We start from the raw sequence: 21,549 nt of genomic DNA, 5'->3' as shown, positions 1-21,549 counted from the left end.
ATAAATAATCATAATTCAGTTTTAGTTAGTTGTCAAGGCAAAAAATAATTACAAATAGATGTTGACACCGCTTTCTCGTCGGTATATTATTTGGTTGTGATACAAAATGTAATTACATAAAAGGAGATGAAACGAAAATATGCACATTATGTTAGCAACTCATGGCGGGTTTGCAGAAGGTATCTTCAATAGTTACCAAATGATTGCCGGCACCAATCCTCAAATTCAAACCGCCAGCTTAACTGATGAAGGGATTGAACCCTTTGTCAAAACTTTTAAAGCCAAGTTAGACTCGTTGGTTGATGAGGAGGTACTAGTAATGACGGACCTAAAAGGCGGTACCCCTTACAACGAAGCTTACAACTATTATCTCAAACATCCTGACAAAATGCGAGTCGTAGCAGGATTGAATCTGCCGATGTTGATCGAAACTGGGCTGGCAATAGGGAATTCATCATTAAATGAGCTTTACGAGCTGGCACTTACAGCCGGGAAAGCCGGTGTTGATGGGCCGACTGAAGACAATGATGAGGATGACATCGAATTTTAGTTATAGAAGAAGCGATTATACAATAAGAAGGAGCGATATGTTATGACAATTACATTAGCAAGAATTGATGACCGGGTGATCCATGGTCAAACAACGACACGCTGGACGAAGGCGCGTTCAGTGCAAGGGATTTTAGTAGTAGGCGATGACATTGCCCAGGACGATTTGCGCAAACGAGTATTAAAAGCAGCAGCCGGCAACTTAAAGTTGGGTGTTTACACGACAGAACAAGCAGTGGAAAGCATTCCTAAAGGAAAGAACTCCAACAAAGATTTCTTCCTCATCAGCAACTCGCCCCAAACCTTTGCCAAACTAGTGGAGCTGGGCGTAGATTTTGGCAAAAAGCTGAACGTTGGGCCGATGAATACGCGAGCGGGGGCTAAAGTGTTGGGCCGGACTGTAGCAATTGATCAAAAGGATTACGACGCTTTTGAATACATGGATCAGCAGGGAATTGAGATTGGCTTCCAATTATTGCCGGATGACGAAACCAAACCTTGGAAAGTAATGAAGGCGAAATACGATTCGATGGACTAAAAAATGCTTAAACACAAAAACATCTTTTTAAATAGGAGGAAAGAAAATGGAAGGCAGTTTATTTTTACCAGCGCTTTTGACAGGAATTTTTTGTTACTTAGGAGCGATTGAGAGTCCGTGGTTGTTTGGGATGAGCGGTGGTTTTTATGTAGTAGGTCGGCCGTTAGTAGCTGGACTGTTAACAGGGATTGCATTTGGTGATGTTCAGGCTGGTGTTCTGTGTGGGTTAGCAGTGCAGGCGGTGTTTATCGCCAACTTATCAACTGGAGGTGCCACCAACAGTGAGATCACCTACGCAGCATACGGTGGTATCGGTTTGGCATTGGCGACCACCAAGGATCCAGCGGTTGCGGTGACCTTGTCAATTCTAATTGGCCAAACCTTTGGACTTATTTTCTATAATACTAGAATGGCTTTGTACTCATTCTGGAACACCCGGGCACAAAAAGCAGCAGAAAATATCGACGATCGCGGCATTACCATGAACCATGTCGTCTATCCTCAGATCACCACATTTCTGTTGCGGGCAGTACCGATTTTTGCGGCGATTTTCTTTGGTCGTGGTTTAGTGGATTGGTTGTTGTCTAATGTACCTCAAGTGGTCACCGACACGATTTCCGTTCTAGGGGGCGTATTGCCAGCGTTAGGGATTGCGATGCTGATGGGGATTGTCATCAAAGACAAAATTCATTTGGTATTTTTCTTTGCCGGCTTTGTGCTAATGGCCTTTGCTAAATTGAATATGATTGCTTTAGTTTTTCTAGCGGCCATGGTTGCCTACATTGTTTACTTAAGTACTGGAAAAGGCACCAACAACGGCAATACCAGCACGCCAGTAGCTGAAACCGGACCGCAGGCGGATGTCGCTTACGAAGATGATGACTTATTTTAAAGGAGGACAAGTTAATGGAAACAGCACGATTAAGTAAAAAAGAATTGCGTCAAATTTGGAAACGCTGGGGCTTCACCCATTTGTCTTCCATGAGTTATGAAAAATTGCAGGCACACGCGTGGGCCTTTTCCTACCTGCCTTTTGCTGAAAAATATTATAAAAATGATCCGGAAGCTAAACGCCGTTTGTTAGTACGCCACTCGATGTTTTACAATACCGAACCGCAAACCGGACAATTAATTAACGGTATTGTTGCTTCATTAGAAGAAGAAATTGCCTTAGGCGGTGATGTGCCGGAAGAAATGCCGATTAATATTAAAACCACCTTGATGGGACCGTTGGCTGGAATTGGTGATTCGATTATTCAAGGGATTATTGTGCCGATTCTGTTATCCATCGGTATGGGATTAGCCGCAGGCGGTAATGCGCTGGGTCCGGTCTTCTACTTGATCAGCTACGGCATTATTGGCCCACTGATTTCTTACCTGTGCTTTATGAACGGTTACCGTCTAGGAGTAAATGCCATCGATGTAATTATCGGTGACAATGCCAAGCGGATTACCGATGCTTTCAACATTTTAGGGATCATGGTTGTGGGCGGATTGGCTGCCTCCAATATTGCCTTGACTACAGCGATTAAAATTCCCATGGGGGATGAAGTACAAGAATTGCAAAATGTGCTGGACGGCATTTTCCCAAGCATTTTACCTTTAGCGATGGTCTTGCTGGCTTGGTACTTGTTAACCTCGAAACAGTTGACCGCCACAAAAGTAATCTTGGTCTTGACCGTCATTTCCGCTGCCGGCGTGGTCATTGGCGTATTCTAGGAGGCCATCATGTACATTTTAGAACCGATTTCCAAGGAGCGAATCTGGGGCACACCTAGGCTGCATGATTATCAAGGTGAGGAAACGATTGATAAGATTGGCTCTGTGTATTCCGCTAGCGGCATCACAGAAATTGATTGTCCGGTAGTTAACACCGACGCTTCTTTAAATGATCTAATTCAAACAGAGCCGGAGAAGTTCGGCCTGCAGCCGGGAGAAGTCTATCCCTTGATCATTTCCTTTACCGCTTGTGATGAAAACTTGAGTATCCAAGTCCATCCAACCGATGACTATGCGCAAAAGCAGGAAGGAATGCCTTATGGCAAAAGCGAGGCTTGGTATTTTATCACCCCGCCAGAAAAGGGTTGGATTTATGCCGAACAACTCACTCAAGATAAAGCTGCCATCACTGAAGCAGTCAAGGAGAATCAATATCAACAAGTGTTGCAGGAATATCCGACGGCGCAACAAGACCTGATTTATATTCCTTCAGGCACCATTCATGCCTTGACTAAGGGCTCATTAGTTTACGAAATCCAGCAGTCCACCGATATCACTTATCGTTTTTACGATTATGACCGGATGGATAAAACTGGAGAAAAAAGACAGCTGCATGTAAAGCAGGCGATTGAGACATTGATGCCAGAACAAAGAGTGGAGAAAAAGTCCTTTGAATTAGGTACAACGGCTCGCCAACGAGAGTTTACCATTCAACATCTGGAAGTTAACGGCGCAATCGAAAATCCTGCTGACATTGCCAGCGTCTTGACGATTCTTTCTGGGGAGCTGGTTTTAGGGGAGTATCCTTGTACCGCTGGTCAAAGCTTACTGCTGCTGCCAGGAGAAGAAGCGATTTTACCAGGCAATGCGGATTGTGTATTAGCGACGCCAGTTCCATACTGGCGTAAATAGTTGAGGGGATCATTCTATGCTATAATAGAGGTAATTTATTGAGGAGCCGAGGATCAATGAGTATCCCTTTACACAAAAAAATACGCGAAGATCTATTACAAAAAATTAAATCCGGCGAGTACGCCGAAAATGATATTATCCCAACTGAACTGGAATTAGCTGATATCTACGGCGTCAGTCGACCAACAATTCGCCAAGCGGTGCAATCACTGGTGAATGACGGCTACTTGGAAAAACGCAAAAAGCGGGGGACGGTGGTCACGAAACCAAAGTTCCAGCAGGAATTCACCCATGTGATTGAAAGCTTTGACTCTGAGATGAACCGCAAGGGCCTTGCGCCGAAGACCAAAATTTTGGCCTTCAATGTGGTGAAAGCAAATGAAGACGTGGCGGAAAATCTCAGACTGAAAAAAGGCGAACAAGTCTATAAGCTGATCCGTTTGCGCTATGCTGAGGACAAGCCGGTAGTTTTAGTCACCAGCTATATTCCCTATCGCCTGTTTCCCAACTTTCAAGAGATTGATTTCACCACAGAAAAATTGTACAAAGCCTTAGAAGAAGCAGGCTATCCGGTTTCAGCGGTAGCCCGCAAGCTGGAAGTCATCAAATCTGATGAAACTACCAGTGATTTGCTGGACATCGAAATTGACGAGCCGCTCTTTTATTTCCATACCCAAGGCTTCGCTCAGGATCGCGTTCCGGTAGAGTACTCGATTTCAAAATACCGGGGCGATTTGAATTACTTTGTCTTTGAGCTGTCCCAGTAAAATGTCGGCTTGACCTTTTATCAGAAAACGTTTACCATAAAAAGTGGATAGTGACTAGTGCGACTAGGCTAAACCTGTTAAGAACCAGCTTCGATGGAGGCTTCTTTCTTAACGGGTTTTTTCAATGGAACAAAATTGATTAGCCGGTTTATCGGGGGATTCGCCAAGTGTATCTAATTAATTATTTGAGGTGGAAAAATGGGAAAATTGATTTTTTTAGACGTGGATGGAACATTATGTAATGACGCTGGGATTATTCCAGACAGTGCCAAGGAGGCAATTCAACAAGCCGCCGCCAACGGCCACCAATTCTTTTTGTGTACCGGACGCTCCAAGGCAGAAATCACGCAAGAAGCGCTGGACTTGCCGTTAAGCGGAATTATCGGAGCCGGCGGCGGTTATTGCGAAGTGGACGGCGAAGTAATTCTGCACAAAGTTTTTGATCCCGAGGAATTGAAACGACTGATTGGTTTTTTAGAAGAAAATCAGATCGACTACTATTTGGAATCTAACCAAGGCTTGTTTGCCAGCGAAAAACTAAAAGAAACGTTAACCAACTTAACTTTAAACGGCTTGTCGGCTGACAGCGAAGAAGGCCAAGCTCGTTTAAGCAAAATTCAGTGGTTTATGGATTTGTTAATCGAAGACCAAAACCGAATCGATTATGCCGATGTAAACAAAGTATCTTTTGTGAATCATTCGATTCCTTACGAAAAGATCGACGATAAATACAAGGGTGCCTTCCAAATGATGCGCAGCACAGTACCAGCGTTTGGTCCCGACAGCGGTGAAATCGGTATCAAGGATATCCACAAGAAAAGCGCGATTGAAGCTGTTTTGAAGCATTTGGGCCGAGACAAAGCTGATACGATGGCTTATGGCGACGGTCATAATGATGTGGAAATGTTTGCGGCGGTGGAAACCGGGGTTGCCATGGGGAACGCCTGTGATCAACTTTTGGCTGTAGCCGATGAAGTGACTGCGACTCCGGATGAAGGCGGAATTGCTTTATCATTGAAAAAGCACCAATTATACTAGGTAAATAGAACAGAATTATATAATAATAGCCATGATCAGAACGAATAATCTGGGTATGGCTATTAATTTTCGTTTAAATACAAATGGATAGATGATATAATTAAAGAATAATTTCAAGTTGTGAAATTGGAGGTTCGGAATAATTCAATGACTTTTCAGTGGTTGAGTTAAAAAATAAAAAAAGGGGTTTTTAAGGATGGAAAAAGGCAAGAATTGGTTACGGTGGGGAATTATGCTGGTGGCCTCGCTCTTCCTGTTTGGCGCATGCGGCGGCGGAACGTATGATGCCAGCGGTTATGTGAAAAGTGTGTTGGATGCCCAAACGAAGGGTGAGCTGGATGAGTATCTTGAGCTGACGGACTCGACACAAAAGGAAGCGGAGCAGCTTTACAAAGGAAATATTGATACCCAAATGGAGAGTTTGGAGGGCATGGAACTTTCTGACGAGTTGGCAAATAAATATCGCCAGCTGTTTGTGAATGTCTTCAAAAATGCGAAGTATGAAGTTGGTGAAGCCAAAGAAGGGGATGACGACACTTTTACTGTTCCAGTCGAGGTAGAAACCTTCCAGCTGTTTGCTGGACTGGATGATGAAATGTTGAAGTTTCAGGAAGAAATGGTGGCCGAGTTAGAGGCTCAAGCTCTAGCAGGCGAAGCTCCACCGAATGAAGCTGAATACATGGAAAGATTCTATCAGCACATGTATGACTTGTTAAATGAACGAGTGGAAAATCCAACTTACGGTGAAAAAACGACCATTAAAGTGACCGTCAGCAAAAACAGCGACGGAATCTACGAAGCAGATGAAAAAGATCTGGAAGAAATCGGCAACAAAACTGTCGATGGCGATGATTTTACTGTTTAACCTAAAGCTGCGAAACCTAACCAGTTTCGCAGCTTTTTTTATTTAAATTTTCCCAACTTTAAATGAACGTTTTGCCAAAACAAGACTGATAACCAGCAAACCAATTAAGAAGGCCAGTGACAACCAATAATCAGCAGCCTGTCCTGACAGTGCCGCCAGATAGCCTTGGTGGAGCCGAGCAAAGGGATTGATAAAGCTGATCCAGCGGACCAAAGCTGGAGCCGTTTCCAAATTAAAAACCATCGGACTGCAAACAACTAAGGGAATCATCACCAAATTCGAAACAATGCTGAGCTGACCTTCGTTTTTCGGAATAGCCGACAACGCAAAACCTATCAGCGAAAAGATACTCGCTCCTAAGAAAAACAAAGGCAAGAATTGAAGCGCCTGGATGCCGGTCAAATTCAGATTGAACAAGAACCGCTCCACAAACAGCAGAAGAGTGGCTACCACACAAGCCACCACCGTTTGGCTGATAGTGATCGCCCCCAAATAGCGCCAAAGTGAAAAAGGCGTGATCCGCAGTAAATCAAAAATTCCCCGTTTCCGTTGGGCATATATATAGAAGGAATTAGTCGTGCAGCAATAGAAAAACAGCGCCACACTCAAAATACCAAATAGAATACCGGTGCTCAACTGTACCTTAAAATAGTACATACCAATTAAGACTGCCAGCGGTAAAATAATCGACCAAAACAACAGATAAAAATCCTTCAAATTTTTTCTCAAGGTGATAGTTATAATGTTAGACATACGCCTTCTCCTTTGCAGTGACTAAATAAAACAACTCTTCCAAATCCAGCACCTGATACTCTGCCAGCAATTTTCCAGGTGCGCCATCAGCCAAAATACGCCCCTTATCCATAATAATCACCCGATCTGCAATATTACGCACCTCCAACATGTCGTGAGAAGAAAACAAAATGGTTTTTCCAGCTTTTTTCAGCTGCTTAATCATCTGCTGCACCTCACGTTGTCCACCGGGATCAAGTCCGGCTGAGGGTTCATCCAAGATAATCAATTCAGGATTGTGCAAGGTAGTGATTGCCAAGGCTAGTCGTTTTTGTTGCCCCAAAGATAAGTTAGTAGCAACCGTTTCTGAAGCATCGTGTAAGTTGTAGCTTTCAAGAATCCCCGTTAATTCTTGGTTGGAAAGAGCCGCATCATAGAACGTACGAAACAATTTCAGGTTTTCTAGAACGGTATAGCCTTCAAAAAAAGGTGTTGATTGCAGCTGAACCCCGATCTTTTTGTTGAAATCGCTAGCCCACCGCGTAATACTTCCAGCTTCTGGCTGAGTGATCCCTAAAAGCATCCGAATCGTTGTGGTTTTGCCGGCCCCGTTGGTTCCCACTAAAGCAATCACCTCATTTTGATTGATTTCGAAATCGATTTGATGGACAATTTCTCGTTTCTTTAACAGCTTAGTAACCTTTTCAAATTTAATTAAGTTCATGTCAATTCTCCTTTGTATATTCAACTTTGACTATATGGCTAAAAATGAAAGCCACTTGCATGGCTTCATTGTTTTTCGATAATGGCGATGGTTTGCTCAATCAGTTTAATTTGTGACTCAATCGTTTCAAACATGTGATCAAAGACCACTTTTGACAATGCCGGAATTTCTCCTTGCATAGCTTTTTCTTTAGCAATCAATCCGTGCTTCACTTCAGCAATTTCATTTTCCTGCTTTGTTTTATGTTCCTGTAAGGCAGAAATAGCATCGGCTTTTGGAAGCTGGTGTGCCAATCCGATTCCCGAGTAGAGAGACGTTGGGTAGTTAACCTTTGGATCGGCTAAAGCCTCCAAAATTAATTGTGCTTGATATGTTTCACCCGCATCGGTAATTTTGTAGATGGCCTTTTGACGATGTCCTTGATTTTCAATCGTTGCCACCTCAACATATCCAGCAGCTTCCAATTTTTTCAAGGCATTGTAGATGGAACCAGGCAAAGCACCTGCCCAACGCTGGGAGTCGCTTTGCTCCAGCATCCCTTTAATTTCGTATCCAGACATGGGCTGCATGCTCAATAAAGCTAAGACTAATAATTTTGTCATCTCAAAACTCCTTTGTATATTCAACGTTGACTATATTTATACTATAATGATTTGGTGAGAGGTTGTCAATGAAAAGTTTAAATTTAAAAAAGTACAACATATTGTACTTTTTTATCCAGGGTGTTATACTTAGGGAAAGAAGGTGATTTGAATGCAAGCAACCAATTATTCTGACTTCCGTAAAAATATGAAAAGTTACATGGACATTGTTAGTGAGGATTTTGAACCAGTCATCGTCACGCGTAAGGATAATAAAAATGTGGTGATTCTTTCAGAGGCAGAGTACGAAAATTTGAAGGAAAACCAATATGTTTTAGGAAACCCGGTCAATAAAGCTTGGCTAGATGAATCCAAACGTCAGTTGGAGATGGGTAAAGGGAAAATCAGAGAGGTAATTGAGGATAACGAATGAAAAAGGAATTCTCAGAAAATGCCTGGAAAGATTATCTTTATTGGCAAACACAGGACCGAAAAACCTTAAAAAGAATCAATCAGCTGATTCGCAGTATTGAATCCACGCCGTTTGAAGGACTTGGCAAACCAGAACCCTTGCGCTTTGATTATTCTGGCTATTGGTCACGGAGAATCAATCCAACCGATCGTTTGATTTACCGAGTAGAAGAAGACACGATTTATCTATTGGCTTGCCGAACCCACTACCAAAACTAAAGGAAGTACTTTTGCCAAGTAATCTGCAAAAGTACTTCCTTTTTTAAGTGTCTTAATTTACGCAAAAGCTCCTATCAACGTGACAATCATCATCACCAAATAAATTAAGAAGCCCACGATATTTCTCGGGTTCAAACTCCATCCTTGCCCAATCCCTTTTCGCATAAATAGTTTCTTTTCACCAGCAGGCACGATGATAAAACCTATAACCAGCACGATAGCGACTACCACAAAACCAAATAAACCATAGATATTGATATCAGCAGGAATAAGGTGCAGCCGACTGGCGATCAAAAAGATAAAGTAGGCTGCGATTAACAAAGCTAAACCCAGCCGATTCAAATTCTTCGTCCGTTTACTCATAAGAATGTTTCCACCTCTTTCAATGTCGGAATCGACGTTTGCCCACCCATGCGTTCCACCGAAAGTGCCGCGGTCGCTGAGGCAAAAACAACGATGTCCTTTAAATCTTTTCCTTGATGCAAGCCATAAGCGAAGGCCCCGTGAAAAATATCGCCAGCCCCAGTTGTATCTACCGGTTTTGTGGGAAAGGCCGGGACATGATTAATTATTCCGTCTTGTTCAAACACACTGCCATTTTCACCTAAGGTAACCACGATTTGATGAGGATTCAATTCTGCCAATTTCGCAAATGCCGCTTCCAGCGTTTGCGGTTCCGCAACATTCAGCTCAATTCCAGTATATTGAACTGCAAAATCCTCAGAACAAACCAAATAATCCACCGTCTGAAAAAGCTCAGTCAGCTCAGGTTTATAAGTTCCTGCATCAATCAGCGTGATTGCTTCTGGATACCTCTTCAATGCCTCCAGCGAAATTTTAACTTCATGACCGTCCACCAAAATAACCTTCGGCGGATCATGGGGCCAGTTAGGCGAAAATTCGGTTTCCTGAAGCGGCGCATTCAAAATCGTCCGATTGCCGTTTTGCTTGTTAACCACAATGCAGCTGATGCTGGTCTTCTGCTCAGATTCCTGCCGAACGCCGCCCGTCTTCACCCCGACTGACTCCAATGTCCGCAAAATCTCCTTGCCGAACAAATCATCACCTACACGGGCAATCAGCGAAGTATCCATGCCCCACAGACCACAAAGATACGCCGCATTAGCTGCTGGTGCACCCATACATTCAGAACGATCGTAAACCCGATACTTTTGATTTTCGACAATCGGTTCCTCACTAGGAAAGGTAATGTCGTAAACCGCCTGGCCGATACATAAAATGCTCATGGAAATCCTCCTTTATAAACCAATATACTCAATAATTGTCCGGGTGATAATCAACAAAGGGACTCGGGAATAAACCTCTAAACCACTTGCCTGCATAACTTTTTCCGTATGACCGATGATTACTACATTTGAATGTTTTTCCAAATCTGTTGGCGATTTGCAGCAGCAGGTAACCACTTTGGCGCCACAGCGTTGGGCCGCTTTCGCTGAATCGGCTAATTCTGGAGTAGAGTTTCTCAGCGACAAAATGATCACCATATCATCCTTGGTCACAATTTCATGGGTCTTCAGCATCCACTTCACGTCTTTTACAATAATTGCATTATAGCCTAGCAGTTGCAGGTACATCTGAAATTCTTCAGCGATTAAGGCTGTAAATCCACGGGCATAAATAAAGATCCGCTGGGCATTTTTGATGTACTCGATGGTTTGAAAAAGAGCTGTCGAGCTAATCGCATCAATCGTCTGGGTGCACTCGCGAAAGGATTTTGCTAAAATATTATTCACCACATAAGGTGCATCATAAGTATCCTTGGATTGCTGCTGCTGTGAAATTTTATAACGTAATTCCCCAATGCCGGAAAAGCCGCATTTTTGAATCGTTCGTGAAACCGTCGCCGAAGAAGTGTAGGTCTTTTCGGCAATTTTCGTAATTGACAGTTCGGGGATTTTTGCTTCGTGTTTATTTAAAAAATCGATCACCTTGCGCTCGGAATCGGACAAGGCTTGATAGTCGTCCTTCATTAATTGAATAATCATGGGAATCCTCCCTCATCATCAAAATAGTTGCTGTATTGTTTTGATGAACTTCATTTTCTCATATTTTACCATGGATAGATTTTCAAGATACACTTGTTTTGCACTTTTTTCTGTAAAGGTTTTCCTGGTGAGGCTATAGTATTCACTTTTTGTTCAAGCTATGATGAAGATGAATCAAATATACGTATATTATGATATTCCATTTTTGGCCGGGCCCGGCTAAAATGGCGCACCACTCTAAGAGGAGGAAGATTCATGTACGTAACGTTGAAAGAGGTTTTGAGTCAAGCAGATAAGTTGAATATGGCAGTCGGAGCATTTAATACCCATAACCTGGAAATGCTGCCAGCCATTATCAAAGGAGCAGAAAAGCAAAAGACACCGGTGATTATTCAAACCAGCTGTGGAACGGCAAATTATGTCGGCCACCGAAATTTGGTCGCTGTTTGTAAATCGATGGCAGACGAGTATGGTGTAGATGTTGTCTTGCATTTGGATCATGCCAAAGATTTTGGTGAAATTCGTAAAGCCATTTTGGCGGGCTACAGTTCAGTCATGTTTGACGGCTCTTCACTACCATTTAAAGAAAATATTTTAGGCACACAACAGGTAGTGAATTTTGCCAAGGAATATGGCGTAAGTGTTGAAGCTGAATTAGGAACTGTAGGTGGAACAGAGGACGGCATCGTCGTTACCCAAGATGAAGTCTTTTATACTGATCCCGAAGATGCGGTTCGATTTGTTGAAGCGACCGGTATTGATGCATTAGCGGTGGCAATCGGCACCAATCATGGACAATACAAATCAAAAACCGAAATCAGCTTTGAGCAGTTGGAAAAAATTCAGCAGGCCGTTGACGTTCCTTTAGTCATTCACGGCGGAACCGGCGTCAAAGATGAAGATGTGAAACGAGTCATTGATTTAGGTATCCGCAAATTCAATGTAGGAACCGAATTGTTAGTCGGCTGGAATAAAAAATCCAAAGACTGCTATGGAGCAAACAAAGAAAATGTCTCCAATCGGGACAATGTGATGCCATGTTTAGATGCAATTCAAGCAATTGTCGAACGGAAGATTCAATTATTCAAAAATTTAGATAATTGAGGGATGGATATGAAAGCTGGATATTATGTAGGTGATTATACCTACGAAGTCAGAGATATTCCTGATCGAGAACCAATTGAAGATGAAGTGAAGATCCGAGTAGCTTGGTGCGGCTTATGTGGGACCGATGTTCATAAATTCCAAGGGAAAAACGGTGCTAGTGTGGTCATTCCACCGATTATCTTAGGCCACGAATGTTCGGGAGTAGTTGAATCAGTAGGACCAGAATGTGAATACTTTCAACCTGGGGATCGTGTAGCCTGTGATCCTAGCTACGGTTGCGGAAAATGTAAATGGTGTCAGCAAGGCCACCCGAATTTTTGTCTAACACGCCATGGCGTAGCAAAAGGCTTCGCCGAATACGTATATCCGCCGGAGCAAAATGTTTATCCTATTAAGGATTCATTGGATTTAAAAACCGCAGCCTTCACTGAGCCTTTATCCTGTGCGATTCACGGGATGGATTTGATTCAGATCGAAAGCGGCAAAACCGTCGTCATGTATGGCATGGGAGCAATTGGTTCTTTGATGCTGCAGCTGATCTACTTGGCGGGTGCCGGGAGAATTATCGTGGTGGAACGTGAAGCCGAGAAACGAGAATTAGCCTTGGAGTTAGGGGCTGATCAGGCGGTAAGCGACCAGGAGATCGAAGCGATCAGCCAAGCAGAAAATATCGATTATGTGATAGAATGCATCGGCTTGAAAAGCACCATGGAACAGGCCATCAAAATCGCCGGGAAGAACAGCAAGGTTCTGCTTTTTGGCCTAGGTGATCCGGATCAACCAGTCAGCTTTAATCAATTTGAAGCCTACACCAAGGAATTAAGTATTTATACTTCTTATTTAAATCCCCATACCTCGGCTCGGGCAGTCAAGTTGTTGGAAAGCGGTCGTCTGGACACTGAAAAAATTATTAGTGCCGAGTTGAACCTGGAAGAAATCGGGACAGAGCTTCAAAACTTAAATTATTCGAAAAAAGGAAAAGTGATGGTTTATTTAGATAGAAATTAAGGAGGAAAAAAGATGATCGTATCAGCAATTTTAGTTGCATTATTAGCGACAATGGGTCAGTGGTGGTTCTTTGGTCCAGTAACAAAATGTTTGGTTTATCCACTGACAACCGGATTTTTAGTTGGTATTTTTATGGGTGATCCGATGACGGGGATGTTGGCGGGGGCCAATATTCAGTTGATTTACTTAGGATGGATCTCCGCCGGCGGCACCATGCCCAGCAACACGATTGTTGCCGGGATTTTCGGTACAGCCATGACGATTTTATCCGATTCTGATCCTACTATGGCAGTAACCTTTGCCATTCCATTTAGTATGTTAGGGCTATTATTGAATCAAGTATATATGACAGTCAACGCAGCCTGGATTCACCAAGCCGACAAGTTATTAGACAAAGGTAACCTAAGCGGTGTTCGTTTGATGAACTTTGTGCCATCCTTTTGTATGGCCTTTCTATTATATGGAATTCCAGCCTTCCTGTTGGTCTACTCTGGCAGCAGCTGGGCACAACAGCTGATTAATTTTGTACCTGAAAATGTCATCAGTGCCTTAGAAGTAGTGGGCGGCATCATGCCAGCACTTGGGATTGCGATGCTATTAAATTATCTAGGCAAACGGAATTTGATTCCTTGGTTCTTCGGCGGCTTTTTCTTAACCGTTTATTCCGGCTTAAGCTTAACAGCCATCTCGATTTTCTCAGCAATTATTGCCCTTGTGATGTACTTGAATTCCAATAAAGGCAGCGAACAACCCGAAAAGAAAAAAGTCAAACGCTTATCGGTTACGAAAGAAGTCAAAACAGTTGAAGTGGCAAAAGAAGCTGAAGCAGCACCTGTGGTTGAATATCAAAAGAAATTGTCGAAAAATACCTTGGTTAAAACCTGGTTATGGACCACTAGTACCGAAGCTTGCTACAACTATGAACGCCTGCAAGCGTTAGGGGCAGCCAACTTAATGATTACGCCGATTCGCGCGTTGTATGATACAAACGAAGAACGAGTAAGAGAATTGCGCAAATACATGGTCTTCTACAATTCTGAAGTATTTACGATTGGACCAATTATCAATGGGATTGCTTGCTCAATGGAAGAAGCTCGAGCAAACGGTGAAGATGTACAAGAAAAAGATATTAACGCAGTTCGTACCGGATTAATGGGACCCGTTGCCGGAATTGGTGATACGGTCATGCAAGGAATCTTGTTCCCAATCATTTTCGGGATTGGTTGTTCGATGGCGTTGGACGGCAGTTACTTAGGTCCGATCTTGTCCTTTGTGGTGTTTGAAGCATTGATTTTTGGTTGCGGTTACTTTATGTTTATGACAGGTTATAAACAAGGGAAAAATTCGCTATTGAAAATTTTGAAAAATGGCACGATTGATCGCATTATAAACTCATTTAGTATCGTGGGGTTAATGGTAGTCGGTTCGATGGCGGCAACTCGGGTAGCGGTAAACACCCCGCTGGCAGTGACTGTAGGAGAAGGAGTCACAAAAATTCAAGATGTTTTGGATTCTTTGGCACCTGGTTTGATTCCATTAGGGATTACTTTGCTGGTTTGGTGGATGTTGAAACGCAAAATTAGTACGGTTTGGATTATTGTGGCTATCTTTGTAGTCGGCATTTTAGGATTCTATTTAGGAATATTAGGCTACGCAGCCTAATCAATTGAGGTGAAGGTATGAGCAATATTGTATTAGTCAGTCACGGAGAATTTTGTGTCGGCTTGCTGAAAAGTCTGGAAATGATTGCTGGAGATACGTTTGGAATTAGCGCAGTGCCGCTAATTCCCGGCGAATCACCCGAAAGCTATCGCGAGAAATTGACACAAGTATTAAGCGAAATGGACAAGGAAAAAGGCTACATTATCTTATCAGATATTTCCGGTGGCACACCTTTCCAAAGCGCTGCTTATCTGGCAAAGGATTTTCAAATTGGGCTAATCTCCGGTATGAATATGCCGATGCTGCTGACATTGGCATTAGGTAACTCAGACGAGATGACGCTGGACGAATTAGTCGAAAAAGCAACGAAAGAAAGTTCATTGGGTGTTCAAGGTAAGGTAATCAAGCGAGGGGAGCGGAAGCAGCGTGCAAAACTTAGTATTAACAAGAATTGATGACCGTCTGATTCATGGACAGGTTATGACCGCATGGATTAAAAATAAAGGTGCCGATCAGGTAGTGATTGTCGATGACGGAACAGCCAACGATGAATACATGATCGAGGTATTAGAAATGGCGATTCCCGAAGAAATTGCGATTGGCATTTTTACCAAAGAAGAGGGCGTACAGTTCTTCAGCCAAGGTCTAGATGCGCCAACTATTTTATTAGTAAAAGGTCCGGATGTATTAAACTATTTAGTTGACCATGGCATATCAATCGAAGAAGTCGATGTCGGCGGTATGGGTACCCGAAAAGACCGTAATGTCTTGTATAAAAATATTTCCACCAGTCCGGAAGAAAATGAACAATTCAAACAGTTAATCGCTAAAAACGTGAATGTGTTCGTTCAAGTAATGCCGCAAGACAAGCCAGCAGATGTAGCTAAATTTTTGAGCTAGAGGAGCAAAAGAAAATGGATGGAAAAGTCATTGTAATAACCGGCGGCAGCAGCGGTATGGGGGCCGCTATGGCCAAAGCTTTTGTCGATCGTGGAGCAAAGGTTGCAGTATTTGATTTAAATGAAGAAAAAGGGCGAGCATTAGTCGCTGAAATCAACCAACCAACTGCAGCCTTTTATAAAGTTGATGTCACAAACAAGCAGGCAATTGCTGCGGCTGTTGATGAGGTGGAAGCGCAGTTTGGCCCCTTGACCACTTGGGTGAACTCAGCAGGAGTCTCCGAAATGAAACCATTTTTGGAAAGCAGTGAAGAATTGTGGGATTTGACGATGGATGTCAACTTGAAGGCCACCTTCTTATGCTGCCAGGTTGCCATTGAGCGCATGTTGAAAACCGGTGGGGGAGAGATTCTGAACATGTCTTCACTTTCCGGCAAAAAAGCCAGCTCATGGCAAACCATTTATTGTGCTAGTAAATTTGGGGTACAAGGTCTGACCCAATCGATTGCCAAAGAATTTGCTGATCAAAATATTCGTGTCAATTCGATTTGTCCAGGAATTGTTTATACCGAAATGTGGGAAAAATTGAAGCATCAGTATGCCAAAAAACGTAATCTTGATCCGGAAGAAGTCATGGACTATTTCAAAGGCAACATTCCGATGCATCGTTTGGTGGATTTGCAAGACGTCATTAATGCCGCTGTCTTTTTAGTTACCGATCAATCCAGCTATTTAACCGGTCAGTCGATTAATCTAGTTGGCGGAGAGTGGATGGACTAGCAGACAGGAGGCGGTAGTATGGCAGAGTTAGATTTCAATGGTCGGGAGCAATTGTATTATCAATTGTACGATTTATTGTTTCAAGGAATCAGCAACGGAACTTATGTCATTGGCGATCTGATTCCTTCAGAAAGTGAATTGATGAAAACCTATCATGTCAGCCGAGCTACCGCCCGCAAAGCGATGGAGATGCTGGCAAATGATGGCTTCGTGAAAAAGAAAAGGGGCTTGGGCACAGTGGTTGTTTCCACTCGCCCAAAGCATTCCCCCCATCGAGTTGTTAATTACACCCGGAAAATTCAGCAGGCCAGCGTTGTCTCGCAAAAGAAATTAATCAGCTTTGAGACCATTCCAGCACCAACGGATATCGCTGCTATTTTAAATCTTGAAGCAGGCACTGAATTGATTTGCCTTCAGCGCCTTCGGTATGGCGATGAGGAACCTTTTTATCTGGAGATTAATTATTTCGAGAAGTCTTACGTTCCAGCAATCCTGCAACGGGATTTTTCGAAAGAATCGTTGCGAGTATTTTTGAAGAAAACCTATAACATTCAGTGGGCGTATGCTCGGCAAGAAATTTATTCAATTATTGCCGACGAAAAGTTGAGCCTGCTATTGAAAGTTGAAGCAGGCAGTCCTCTCCTTCATATCAAACGCGTCTCTTTTGATGTGGAGGATCATCCCCGAGAATACGTGGACACCTACTATATTGCAGAGAAGTATCACTTGGAAATCGAGTTGACCATTTAAGGGGATGAATGTGATGAAAAAAACATTGATTTTATTAGCCGGTTATCCAGGCACTGGCAAAACCTATTTAGCCAAGCAGATTATTGAGTGTTTTCCAGAGTTTCAATTATTATCTCCAGATGAATTTAAAGAAAAAAACTGGGATCAATATGGGTTTGATACGTTGGAAGAAAAAGAAGAGTTGATTCAAAAAAGCTGGTCCGATTATTATCAGGCCATGGAAGAACAGTTCAAGCAGCAGGTCAGTCTGATTTCGGATTATCCATTTAGCGACAAACAAAAGAAGAATATCAGCTGCTTGTGTAAAGTCTACTCCTATCAAGTCGTTACGATTCGTTTAATCGCTGACTTGGATGTGCTGTTTGAGCGACAAAAGCTGCGAGATACGAAAGACAATCGCCACTTAGGACACATTGTTAGGCAATATCATCAAGGAAAAACCGTCAATCCTGAGGAAGCTGATAATCTACTGACCTATGATGAATTTATTAGCCGATGCACGACAAGAGGTTATCAAAGCTTTTCGCTGGGAACCTTGTATGAAGTAGATGTGACTGATTTTTCGAAAGTGGATTATGAGGGATTGATGGAGCAGTTAAAGAAGAAGTTAGAATAATAGCAAGCCGGGTAATTTGCCATGTGATTATGGGTGAATTACTCGGCTTGTTTTTGATTTAAAACTACGAAATAAATATTTTTTAAGCTTGTTTAAACAAAATATTTATAGAAAATTTCTGATGTAAAAGCAAGTTCGTTTTGGGGGATTGTAATAGCAAAAACGTTATTCAAAAGCTCAAGTTCTGTTTTGACAACTTGATAAATCCTAGCATATTCTTCAGTACTTTCTTTTTTACTTTTATAGGGTAAAGTTTCATTACGGATAGTTCTTTCCACCATAAAAGCTGCATGATTAACAAAATGTAGAGTCAATTCATCGTCAATATCTATGTCTAACTTTTGGCAAATACTAGTAAGAACTTGAGTAAGCAGAGTAAAAGCTTTTTCTGGATTCAAGAAAATTAGTGAATTGTTTAAATACTCTAATAGTGCTTTGCTAGAAAGCTTCTCACTAGCAGCATTATTCTCATTTGAAACTTTTTTCGAAGTATTAAGCAATAAACTGCATGTTTCCTCAACTTTTATTAGGGATAACGGGTAGTGAATTTGTAATCTAGGAAGCTTATTAAACAATTGCTTGCCTGACTGTTTAAGTAATTCAATATCAGTAATAAGAATTATTTTGGCAGCTTTGGATTGTTTTAATATTTCAGTTTGATAATGAAGCAAACTTTCTTGTGTCAAATCTAAGTAAGCATTCTCCATGTAAAATGACAGAAAATGCAACTGGGAATATTTCTTTGCAAAAAAGCTCTTATAAGAAGATGCTACATGTTCAACTTGACTTATAAAAACTACTACCACGTTATCAAGTGCATAACGATTTGTCATTGAAAGAAAGCAATAAATGTAGGAGTTGAAAAAATCTAGTTTCTCATTAGTGTAGTTATCTTTTAAATATTCAGTTATTGTGTTTGCTGCTTGATCTATTACAGGGTTGTTTCTTTGGAAATCCAATAAGTATTCTTTTTTTGATCGACTATTTCTAAACTGTCTGATTGAGTGAACTAATAATTGGATCAATTTCTTTTCGATATGGATGGAGAAAGATTCCAGTATGTCATTTGTAAAATCGAATAAGCGACTATCAAAGTTTTGATTGTTGATAACAAAAGATTTTTCCTTTGAAAGTAGGGTTTGTTGTACTAATTCGGTCATCCTTCGTTCAATGTTCTGATCAGAAACTAAGTGAAGATTCGTTTCTACACGAGTAGATTCCAATAAAGCAAGTGACTGTTGGGGAATGTTAACCAAAAAGTATAAGTCACTCTCACCAATAATTTTAAAGACTGTTTTAACTCTTTCAGCTTCTCCTGTTACATCAGGAATATTATTCAATAAGTCATCTGACAAATCACTAAACTGAAGATCAATCATACTAGAGTTAGTTGGGAAACAAGTAAAATTGTAATACGCGTTGGCACAAGCATACATGATCTCATTTCTAAGGTCAGTCAAATTATTTTTGTAGCTGGAAATCAATAAACAGGTAAGAATGTTTTTAGACACACAAAAAGATTGATTTAAGGAATCACATTCTTGTTGAAGAAAGTTGAGGATAAACATCATCTTTTCTTTTAGTGTTCGTTCATCAAAAGTGGGTATCCTAATGCAATTTGGAAGATATTTTTTAACAAGGTTCTTCTTCTCCAAACTCAAAGTTTCACTAGTAACAACAAATTGTACCAGGTATTTAGATTCCGTTTGTAGACTTAATATCAAATTTAAAAAGTATTCTAAATTGGCGATACTTAGTACATGTAAATGTTCGATTGAAACTAAGTGTACCTTGTCTTTTGAGGTTAGTGACAGCGTTTGTACGAGATAGTTAAGTTTTTCTTCATCATTGCTGTAGACATCTAAGATAATTGTTTGAGCCTCTTTTACAAATTTCAAGCTATCACGGATAGTTTTTTCAAAAGTTGACAGTAAAAAATGTTTCCCAGTACCGCGTTCGCCTTCAAGCAAAAGATTCATTTTATGGTTTGGATAGTGGTGAATTAAACATAGTTGACGATAAGTTTCTGACAAAGTTTCATTTTTCCCCGAACCAATAACCTTTTTCAATAAATCAGTAAAATCCTCCACATATAATTTTTCGGAATGATCGTTGTAAAGAAAATACTCGAATTCTGCCACGCTGCTGAAGTTCGCTGGTATATGGGATATTTTTGTAGTTTCTTCCAGTACTTTACGCGAGAAGTACAATGTTGGTCGTCCATTAACCTTAATTAAATAGTTCATTCGAAATAACTGATTTAATTTACGTGAAATATTTGATCGATCATTGTGTAAATCAATAGATAAGTTAGTAGCATCAGCACAAGAATCTTTTAAATTGTTTTTCAGGACCATTTCAGCGGTTAGCTCTTCTATCTTTTTTAGTAATCGTTCATCTTTCGCCATATTTTTATCTCCTTCCAGTACATTTTAGTGCTTTCTAATCACATTTTAATACACACTGACTCTAGAGTATAGGTCGTTTTATCGAAAAAAGGAAAAAGTGTGAGGAGTTGTCGCTAGGTGTGTACATATACTAGTCTAACGAAGTGAAATTTCACAAAAATGAAGGTGTTTTCTTAAGCACATTAGGTGTAGTGTGCGTTTTTTCCGTTGTTTGACGGAAGGAGCAGGGGCTTTTACACTAACATTAAATAAGCGTTCATGAAAGCGAATAATGAAAAGGAGGAATAAGATGATTCAAATAATAATAGCTACTCATGGCTCGTTGTCTGAAGGATTCAAGGATGCCGTTGAATTAATTATGGGTGAGAGCGAAAATTTACACACGTTCTCATTGTATCAAGAAACTGGAATCGATTTGTTTGGTGATAGCATTCTTGCCAAAATCGAGTCCCTTCCTTCAAAAGACGGTATCGTCATTTTCACCGATTTATTTGGAGCCAGTCCATATAATCAGACTACGATTAAAATGAAAGATTTGAAAAATGTGAATTATCGTATTATTTCAGGTGTCAATTTGCCAATGGTGATTGAATGTCTCACTTTGTGCAAAATGGGTATTACTTTGGACGAGCTTTGGCAACCAGTTGTCAATGTAGGGAAAGAGGGGATTAAGGATTTCAGACAAGAATTTGAAAAACATATGATGAAAAGAGGGGATTAAGATGGGGAAAATAACTTTAGCACGTGTGGATGATCGGTTGATTCATGGTCAAGTGATGACTTCGTGGCTGCAATATACTGGAGCTAGACACATTCTAATCATTGACGACGAGACTGCAAATGATGAATTTACTAAGACAATTATCAGTATGGCAGTTCCAAATGGTATTCAATTAGACGTTTTCACGATTGCAGAAGCTACAAGTTTTTTGTCAGAAAACAATTTCAATGATTTGATTTTATTAGTAAAGTCACCATTAACATTTTTGCAATTAATTGAACGTGGTATTCCTTTGAAAGAGATTGTAGTTGGTGGTATGGGAGCTAGTGCTGAGCGGAAATCGTTCTATAAAAATATTTCTGCTTCAGAGAATGAAAAGATAGTTTTAAAAAAATTGATAGATAATGGAGTAGAGGTAAGAATTCAAGTAATTCCGGATCAAAAGTCTGTTTCAGTAAAAAATCTTTTATAAGAAAG

Annotated in this window: 27 protein-coding genes; 20 read left to right on the top strand and 7 right to left on the bottom strand. The window is 41.1% G+C overall.

Going from position 1 to position 21,549, the window contains the following annotated elements:
• Positions 1-139 precede the first annotated feature (139 nt).
• From JZO70_RS18230 to JZO70_RS18195, 8 genes are all read left to right on the top strand, one after another.
• On the top strand, positions 140-550 hold the full coding sequence (locus JZO70_RS18230; protein WP_242704009.1) for a PTS sugar transporter subunit IIA: 411 nt from the start codon (positions 140-142) through the stop codon (positions 548-550).
• Positions 551-592: 42 nt separating this feature from the next.
• Positions 593-1,087, top strand: coding sequence for a PTS sugar transporter subunit IIB (locus JZO70_RS18225; RefSeq protein ID WP_207675105.1), 495 nt, complete (start codon positions 593-595; stop codon positions 1,085-1,087).
• A 46-nt stretch (positions 1,088-1,133) separates the two neighbouring features.
• Positions 1,134-1,979 (top strand): PTS mannose/fructose/sorbose/N-acetylgalactosamine transporter subunit IIC, encoded by an 846-nt coding sequence (locus tag JZO70_RS18220; protein WP_207675104.1) that lies wholly within the window; start codon positions 1,134-1,136, stop codon positions 1,977-1,979.
• A gap of 14 nt (positions 1,980-1,993) precedes the next feature.
• The gene (locus JZO70_RS18215) at positions 1,994-2,806 is read left to right on the top strand and encodes a PTS system mannose/fructose/sorbose family transporter subunit IID (RefSeq protein WP_207675103.1); all 813 of its coding nucleotides are present in this window, start codon (positions 1,994-1,996) and stop codon (positions 2,804-2,806) included.
• A gap of 9 nt (positions 2,807-2,815) precedes the next feature.
• The gene (locus JZO70_RS18210; protein WP_207675102.1) at positions 2,816-3,718 is read left to right on the top strand and encodes a class I mannose-6-phosphate isomerase; all 903 of its coding nucleotides are present in this window, start codon (positions 2,816-2,818) and stop codon (positions 3,716-3,718) included.
• Between the two features lie 56 nt (positions 3,719-3,774).
• Positions 3,775-4,485: a GntR family transcriptional regulator gene (locus tag JZO70_RS18205; RefSeq protein ID WP_207675101.1), complete on the top strand. Its 711-nt coding sequence runs from the start codon at positions 3,775-3,777 to the stop codon at positions 4,483-4,485.
• Between the two features lie 198 nt (positions 4,486-4,683).
• On the top strand, positions 4,684-5,523 hold the full coding sequence (locus JZO70_RS18200) for a Cof-type HAD-IIB family hydrolase (protein WP_207675100.1): 840 nt from the start codon (positions 4,684-4,686) through the stop codon (positions 5,521-5,523).
• A gap of 196 nt (positions 5,524-5,719) precedes the next feature.
• A complete protein-coding gene (locus tag JZO70_RS18195; protein WP_207675099.1) occupies positions 5,720-6,388 on the top strand; it encodes a hypothetical protein in 669 nt (222 codons plus the stop codon).
• A gap of 42 nt (positions 6,389-6,430) precedes the next feature.
• Here the strand turns inward: JZO70_RS18195 and JZO70_RS18190 are convergent, their stop codons facing one another.
• The 3 genes from JZO70_RS18190 to JZO70_RS18180 form a co-directional block, all read right to left on the bottom strand.
• A complete protein-coding gene (locus JZO70_RS18190; RefSeq protein WP_207675098.1) occupies positions 6,431-7,141 on the bottom strand; it encodes an ABC transporter permease in 711 nt (236 codons plus the stop codon).
• Positions 7,134-7,844: an ABC transporter ATP-binding protein gene (locus JZO70_RS18185; protein ID WP_207675097.1), complete on the bottom strand. Its 711-nt coding sequence runs from the start codon at positions 7,842-7,844 to the stop codon at positions 7,134-7,136. The genes JZO70_RS18190 and JZO70_RS18185 overlap by 8 nt, the downstream gene beginning before the upstream one ends.
• Before the next feature lie 65 nt (positions 7,845-7,909).
• Positions 7,910-8,446, bottom strand: a complete 537-nt coding sequence (locus tag JZO70_RS18180; protein ID WP_207675096.1) for a PadR family transcriptional regulator — start codon at positions 8,444-8,446, stop codon at positions 7,910-7,912.
• A 151-nt stretch (positions 8,447-8,597) separates the two neighbouring features.
• Here JZO70_RS18180 and JZO70_RS18175 point away from each other — a divergent pair, with 151 nt between their 5' ends.
• Positions 8,598-8,858, top strand: a complete 261-nt coding sequence (locus tag JZO70_RS18175; RefSeq protein ID WP_207675095.1) for a type II toxin-antitoxin system Phd/YefM family antitoxin — start codon at positions 8,598-8,600, stop codon at positions 8,856-8,858.
• On the top strand, positions 8,855-9,115 hold the full coding sequence (locus JZO70_RS18170) for a Txe/YoeB family addiction module toxin (RefSeq protein WP_207675094.1): 261 nt from the start codon (positions 8,855-8,857) through the stop codon (positions 9,113-9,115). Before JZO70_RS18175 ends, JZO70_RS18170 begins: the two co-directional genes overlap by 4 nt.
• A gap of 57 nt (positions 9,116-9,172) precedes the next feature.
• Here JZO70_RS18170 and JZO70_RS18165 read toward each other — a convergent pair whose 3' ends face one another.
• The 3 genes from JZO70_RS18165 to JZO70_RS18155 are packed head-to-tail and all read right to left on the bottom strand — an operon-like array spanning position 9,173 to position 11,121.
• Positions 9,173-9,478 (bottom strand): hypothetical protein, encoded by a 306-nt coding sequence (locus JZO70_RS18165; RefSeq protein WP_207675093.1) that lies wholly within the window; start codon positions 9,476-9,478, stop codon positions 9,173-9,175.
• Positions 9,475-10,362: a carbohydrate kinase family protein gene (locus tag JZO70_RS18160; protein WP_207675092.1), complete on the bottom strand. Its 888-nt coding sequence runs from the start codon at positions 10,360-10,362 to the stop codon at positions 9,475-9,477. The genes JZO70_RS18165 and JZO70_RS18160 overlap by 4 nt, the downstream gene beginning before the upstream one ends.
• Positions 10,363-10,374: 12 nt before the next feature.
• Entirely contained in the window at positions 10,375-11,121 is a 747-nt protein-coding gene (locus JZO70_RS18155) for a MurR/RpiR family transcriptional regulator (protein ID WP_207675091.1), read from the bottom strand.
• 255 nt (positions 11,122-11,376) lie between these two features.
• On the opposite strand from JZO70_RS18155, the gene JZO70_RS18150 reads away from it, so the two are divergent.
• The 8 genes from JZO70_RS18150 to JZO70_RS18115 are packed head-to-tail and all read left to right on the top strand — an operon-like array spanning position 11,377 to position 17,943.
• A complete protein-coding gene (locus JZO70_RS18150; protein ID WP_207675090.1) occupies positions 11,377-12,225 on the top strand; it encodes a class II fructose-bisphosphate aldolase in 849 nt (282 codons plus the stop codon).
• 9 nt (positions 12,226-12,234) lie between these two features.
• Positions 12,235-13,236 carry a zinc-dependent alcohol dehydrogenase family protein gene (locus JZO70_RS18145; protein ID WP_207675089.1) on the top strand — a complete coding sequence of 334 codons (1,002 nt, stop codon included), beginning with the start codon at positions 12,235-12,237 and terminating at the stop codon, positions 13,234-13,236.
• Positions 13,237-13,248: 12 nt separating this feature from the next.
• The gene (locus JZO70_RS18140) at positions 13,249-14,898 is read left to right on the top strand and encodes a PTS system mannose/fructose/sorbose family transporter subunit IID (protein ID WP_207675088.1); all 1,650 of its coding nucleotides are present in this window, start codon (positions 13,249-13,251) and stop codon (positions 14,896-14,898) included.
• Positions 14,899-14,915: 17 nt separating this feature from the next.
• Positions 14,916-15,353: a PTS sugar transporter subunit IIA gene (locus tag JZO70_RS18135; RefSeq protein WP_207675087.1), complete on the top strand. Its 438-nt coding sequence runs from the start codon at positions 14,916-14,918 to the stop codon at positions 15,351-15,353.
• Positions 15,325-15,798, top strand: coding sequence for a PTS sugar transporter subunit IIB (locus tag JZO70_RS18130; protein WP_207675086.1), 474 nt, complete (start codon positions 15,325-15,327; stop codon positions 15,796-15,798). Before JZO70_RS18135 ends, JZO70_RS18130 begins: the two co-directional genes overlap by 29 nt.
• 14 nt (positions 15,799-15,812) lie before the next feature.
• A complete protein-coding gene (locus JZO70_RS18125; RefSeq protein ID WP_207675085.1) occupies positions 15,813-16,577 on the top strand; it encodes an SDR family NAD(P)-dependent oxidoreductase in 765 nt (254 codons plus the stop codon).
• An 18-nt stretch (positions 16,578-16,595) separates the two neighbouring features.
• Positions 16,596-17,327 carry a GntR family transcriptional regulator gene (locus JZO70_RS18120; RefSeq protein ID WP_207675084.1) on the top strand — a complete coding sequence of 244 codons (732 nt, stop codon included), beginning with the start codon at positions 16,596-16,598 and terminating at the stop codon, positions 17,325-17,327.
• Positions 17,328-17,340: 13 nt separating this feature from the next.
• Positions 17,341-17,943, top strand: a complete 603-nt coding sequence (locus JZO70_RS18115) for a P-loop nucleotide/nucleoside kinase family protein (protein ID WP_207675083.1) — start codon at positions 17,341-17,343, stop codon at positions 17,941-17,943.
• A gap of 92 nt (positions 17,944-18,035) precedes the next feature.
• Here the strand turns inward: JZO70_RS18115 and JZO70_RS18110 are convergent, their stop codons facing one another.
• Positions 18,036-20,351: a PRD domain-containing protein gene (locus tag JZO70_RS18110; protein WP_207675082.1), complete on the bottom strand. Its 2,316-nt coding sequence runs from the start codon at positions 20,349-20,351 to the stop codon at positions 18,036-18,038.
• Positions 20,352-20,640: 289 nt separating this feature from the next.
• On the opposite strand from JZO70_RS18110, the gene JZO70_RS18105 reads away from it, so the two are divergent.
• Both JZO70_RS18105 and JZO70_RS18100 read left to right on the top strand, forming a co-directional pair.
• Positions 20,641-21,072, top strand: a complete 432-nt coding sequence (locus JZO70_RS18105; protein WP_207675081.1) for a PTS sugar transporter subunit IIA — start codon at positions 20,641-20,643, stop codon at positions 21,070-21,072.
• Position 21,073: 1 nt separating this feature from the next.
• A complete protein-coding gene (locus tag JZO70_RS18100; RefSeq protein WP_207675080.1) occupies positions 21,074-21,544 on the top strand; it encodes a PTS sugar transporter subunit IIB in 471 nt (156 codons plus the stop codon).
• The last annotated feature ends 5 nt before the right edge of the window (positions 21,545-21,549 follow it).

The organism is Candidatus Enterococcus moelleringii (assembly GCF_017377575.1).
GTDB lineage: Bacteria > Bacillota > Bacilli > Lactobacillales > Enterococcaceae > Enterococcus_A > Enterococcus_A moelleringii.
Note: the sequence above shows the minus strand (reverse complement) of the source record. Positions and strands in the feature narration are given on the sequence as shown.

Bases quoted from the DNA above. Each gene is read 5' to 3' on its own strand.
- JZO70_RS18230 (WP_242704009.1), top strand. From the start codon at position 140: ATGCACATTATGTTAGCAACTCATGGCGGGTTTGCAGAAGGTATCTTC.
- JZO70_RS18225 (WP_207675105.1), top strand. From the start codon at position 593: ATGACAATTACATTAGCAAGAATTGATGACCGGGTGATCCATGGTCAA.
- JZO70_RS18220 (WP_207675104.1), top strand. From the start codon at position 1,134: ATGGAAGGCAGTTTATTTTTACCAGCGCTTTTGACAGGAATTTTTTGT.
- JZO70_RS18215 (WP_207675103.1), top strand. From the start codon at position 1,994: ATGGAAACAGCACGATTAAGTAAAAAAGAATTGCGTCAAATTTGGAAA.
- JZO70_RS18210 (WP_207675102.1), top strand. From the start codon at position 2,816: ATGTACATTTTAGAACCGATTTCCAAGGAGCGAATCTGGGGCACACCT.
- JZO70_RS18205 (WP_207675101.1), top strand. From the start codon at position 3,775: ATGAGTATCCCTTTACACAAAAAAATACGCGAAGATCTATTACAAAAA.
- JZO70_RS18200 (WP_207675100.1), top strand. From the start codon at position 4,684: ATGGGAAAATTGATTTTTTTAGACGTGGATGGAACATTATGTAATGAC.
- JZO70_RS18195 (WP_207675099.1), top strand. From the start codon at position 5,720: ATGGAAAAAGGCAAGAATTGGTTACGGTGGGGAATTATGCTGGTGGCC.
- JZO70_RS18190 (WP_207675098.1), bottom strand. From the start codon at position 7,141: ATGTCTAACATTATAACTATCACCTTGAGAAAAAATTTGAAGGATTTT.
- JZO70_RS18185 (WP_207675097.1), bottom strand. From the start codon at position 7,844: ATGAACTTAATTAAATTTGAAAAGGTTACTAAGCTGTTAAAGAAACGA.
- JZO70_RS18180 (WP_207675096.1), bottom strand. From the start codon at position 8,446: ATGACAAAATTATTAGTCTTAGCTTTATTGAGCATGCAGCCCATGTCT.
- JZO70_RS18175 (WP_207675095.1), top strand. From the start codon at position 8,598: ATGCAAGCAACCAATTATTCTGACTTCCGTAAAAATATGAAAAGTTAC.
- JZO70_RS18170 (WP_207675094.1), top strand. From the start codon at position 8,855: ATGAAAAAGGAATTCTCAGAAAATGCCTGGAAAGATTATCTTTATTGG.
- JZO70_RS18165 (WP_207675093.1), bottom strand. From the start codon at position 9,478: ATGAGTAAACGGACGAAGAATTTGAATCGGCTGGGTTTAGCTTTGTTA.
- JZO70_RS18160 (WP_207675092.1), bottom strand. From the start codon at position 10,362: ATGAGCATTTTATGTATCGGCCAGGCGGTTTACGACATTACCTTTCCT.
- JZO70_RS18155 (WP_207675091.1), bottom strand. From the start codon at position 11,121: ATGATTATTCAATTAATGAAGGACGACTATCAAGCCTTGTCCGATTCC.
- JZO70_RS18150 (WP_207675090.1), top strand. From the start codon at position 11,377: ATGTACGTAACGTTGAAAGAGGTTTTGAGTCAAGCAGATAAGTTGAAT.
- JZO70_RS18145 (WP_207675089.1), top strand. From the start codon at position 12,235: ATGAAAGCTGGATATTATGTAGGTGATTATACCTACGAAGTCAGAGAT.
- JZO70_RS18140 (WP_207675088.1), top strand. From the start codon at position 13,249: ATGATCGTATCAGCAATTTTAGTTGCATTATTAGCGACAATGGGTCAG.
- JZO70_RS18135 (WP_207675087.1), top strand. From the start codon at position 14,916: ATGAGCAATATTGTATTAGTCAGTCACGGAGAATTTTGTGTCGGCTTG.
- JZO70_RS18125 (WP_207675085.1), top strand. From the start codon at position 15,813: ATGGATGGAAAAGTCATTGTAATAACCGGCGGCAGCAGCGGTATGGGG.
- JZO70_RS18120 (WP_207675084.1), top strand. From the start codon at position 16,596: ATGGCAGAGTTAGATTTCAATGGTCGGGAGCAATTGTATTATCAATTG.
- JZO70_RS18115 (WP_207675083.1), top strand. From the start codon at position 17,341: ATGAAAAAAACATTGATTTTATTAGCCGGTTATCCAGGCACTGGCAAA.
- JZO70_RS18110 (WP_207675082.1), bottom strand. From the start codon at position 20,351: ATGGCGAAAGATGAACGATTACTAAAAAAGATAGAAGAGCTAACCGCT.
- JZO70_RS18105 (WP_207675081.1), top strand. From the start codon at position 20,641: ATGATTCAAATAATAATAGCTACTCATGGCTCGTTGTCTGAAGGATTC.
- JZO70_RS18100 (WP_207675080.1), top strand. From the start codon at position 21,074: ATGGGGAAAATAACTTTAGCACGTGTGGATGATCGGTTGATTCATGGT.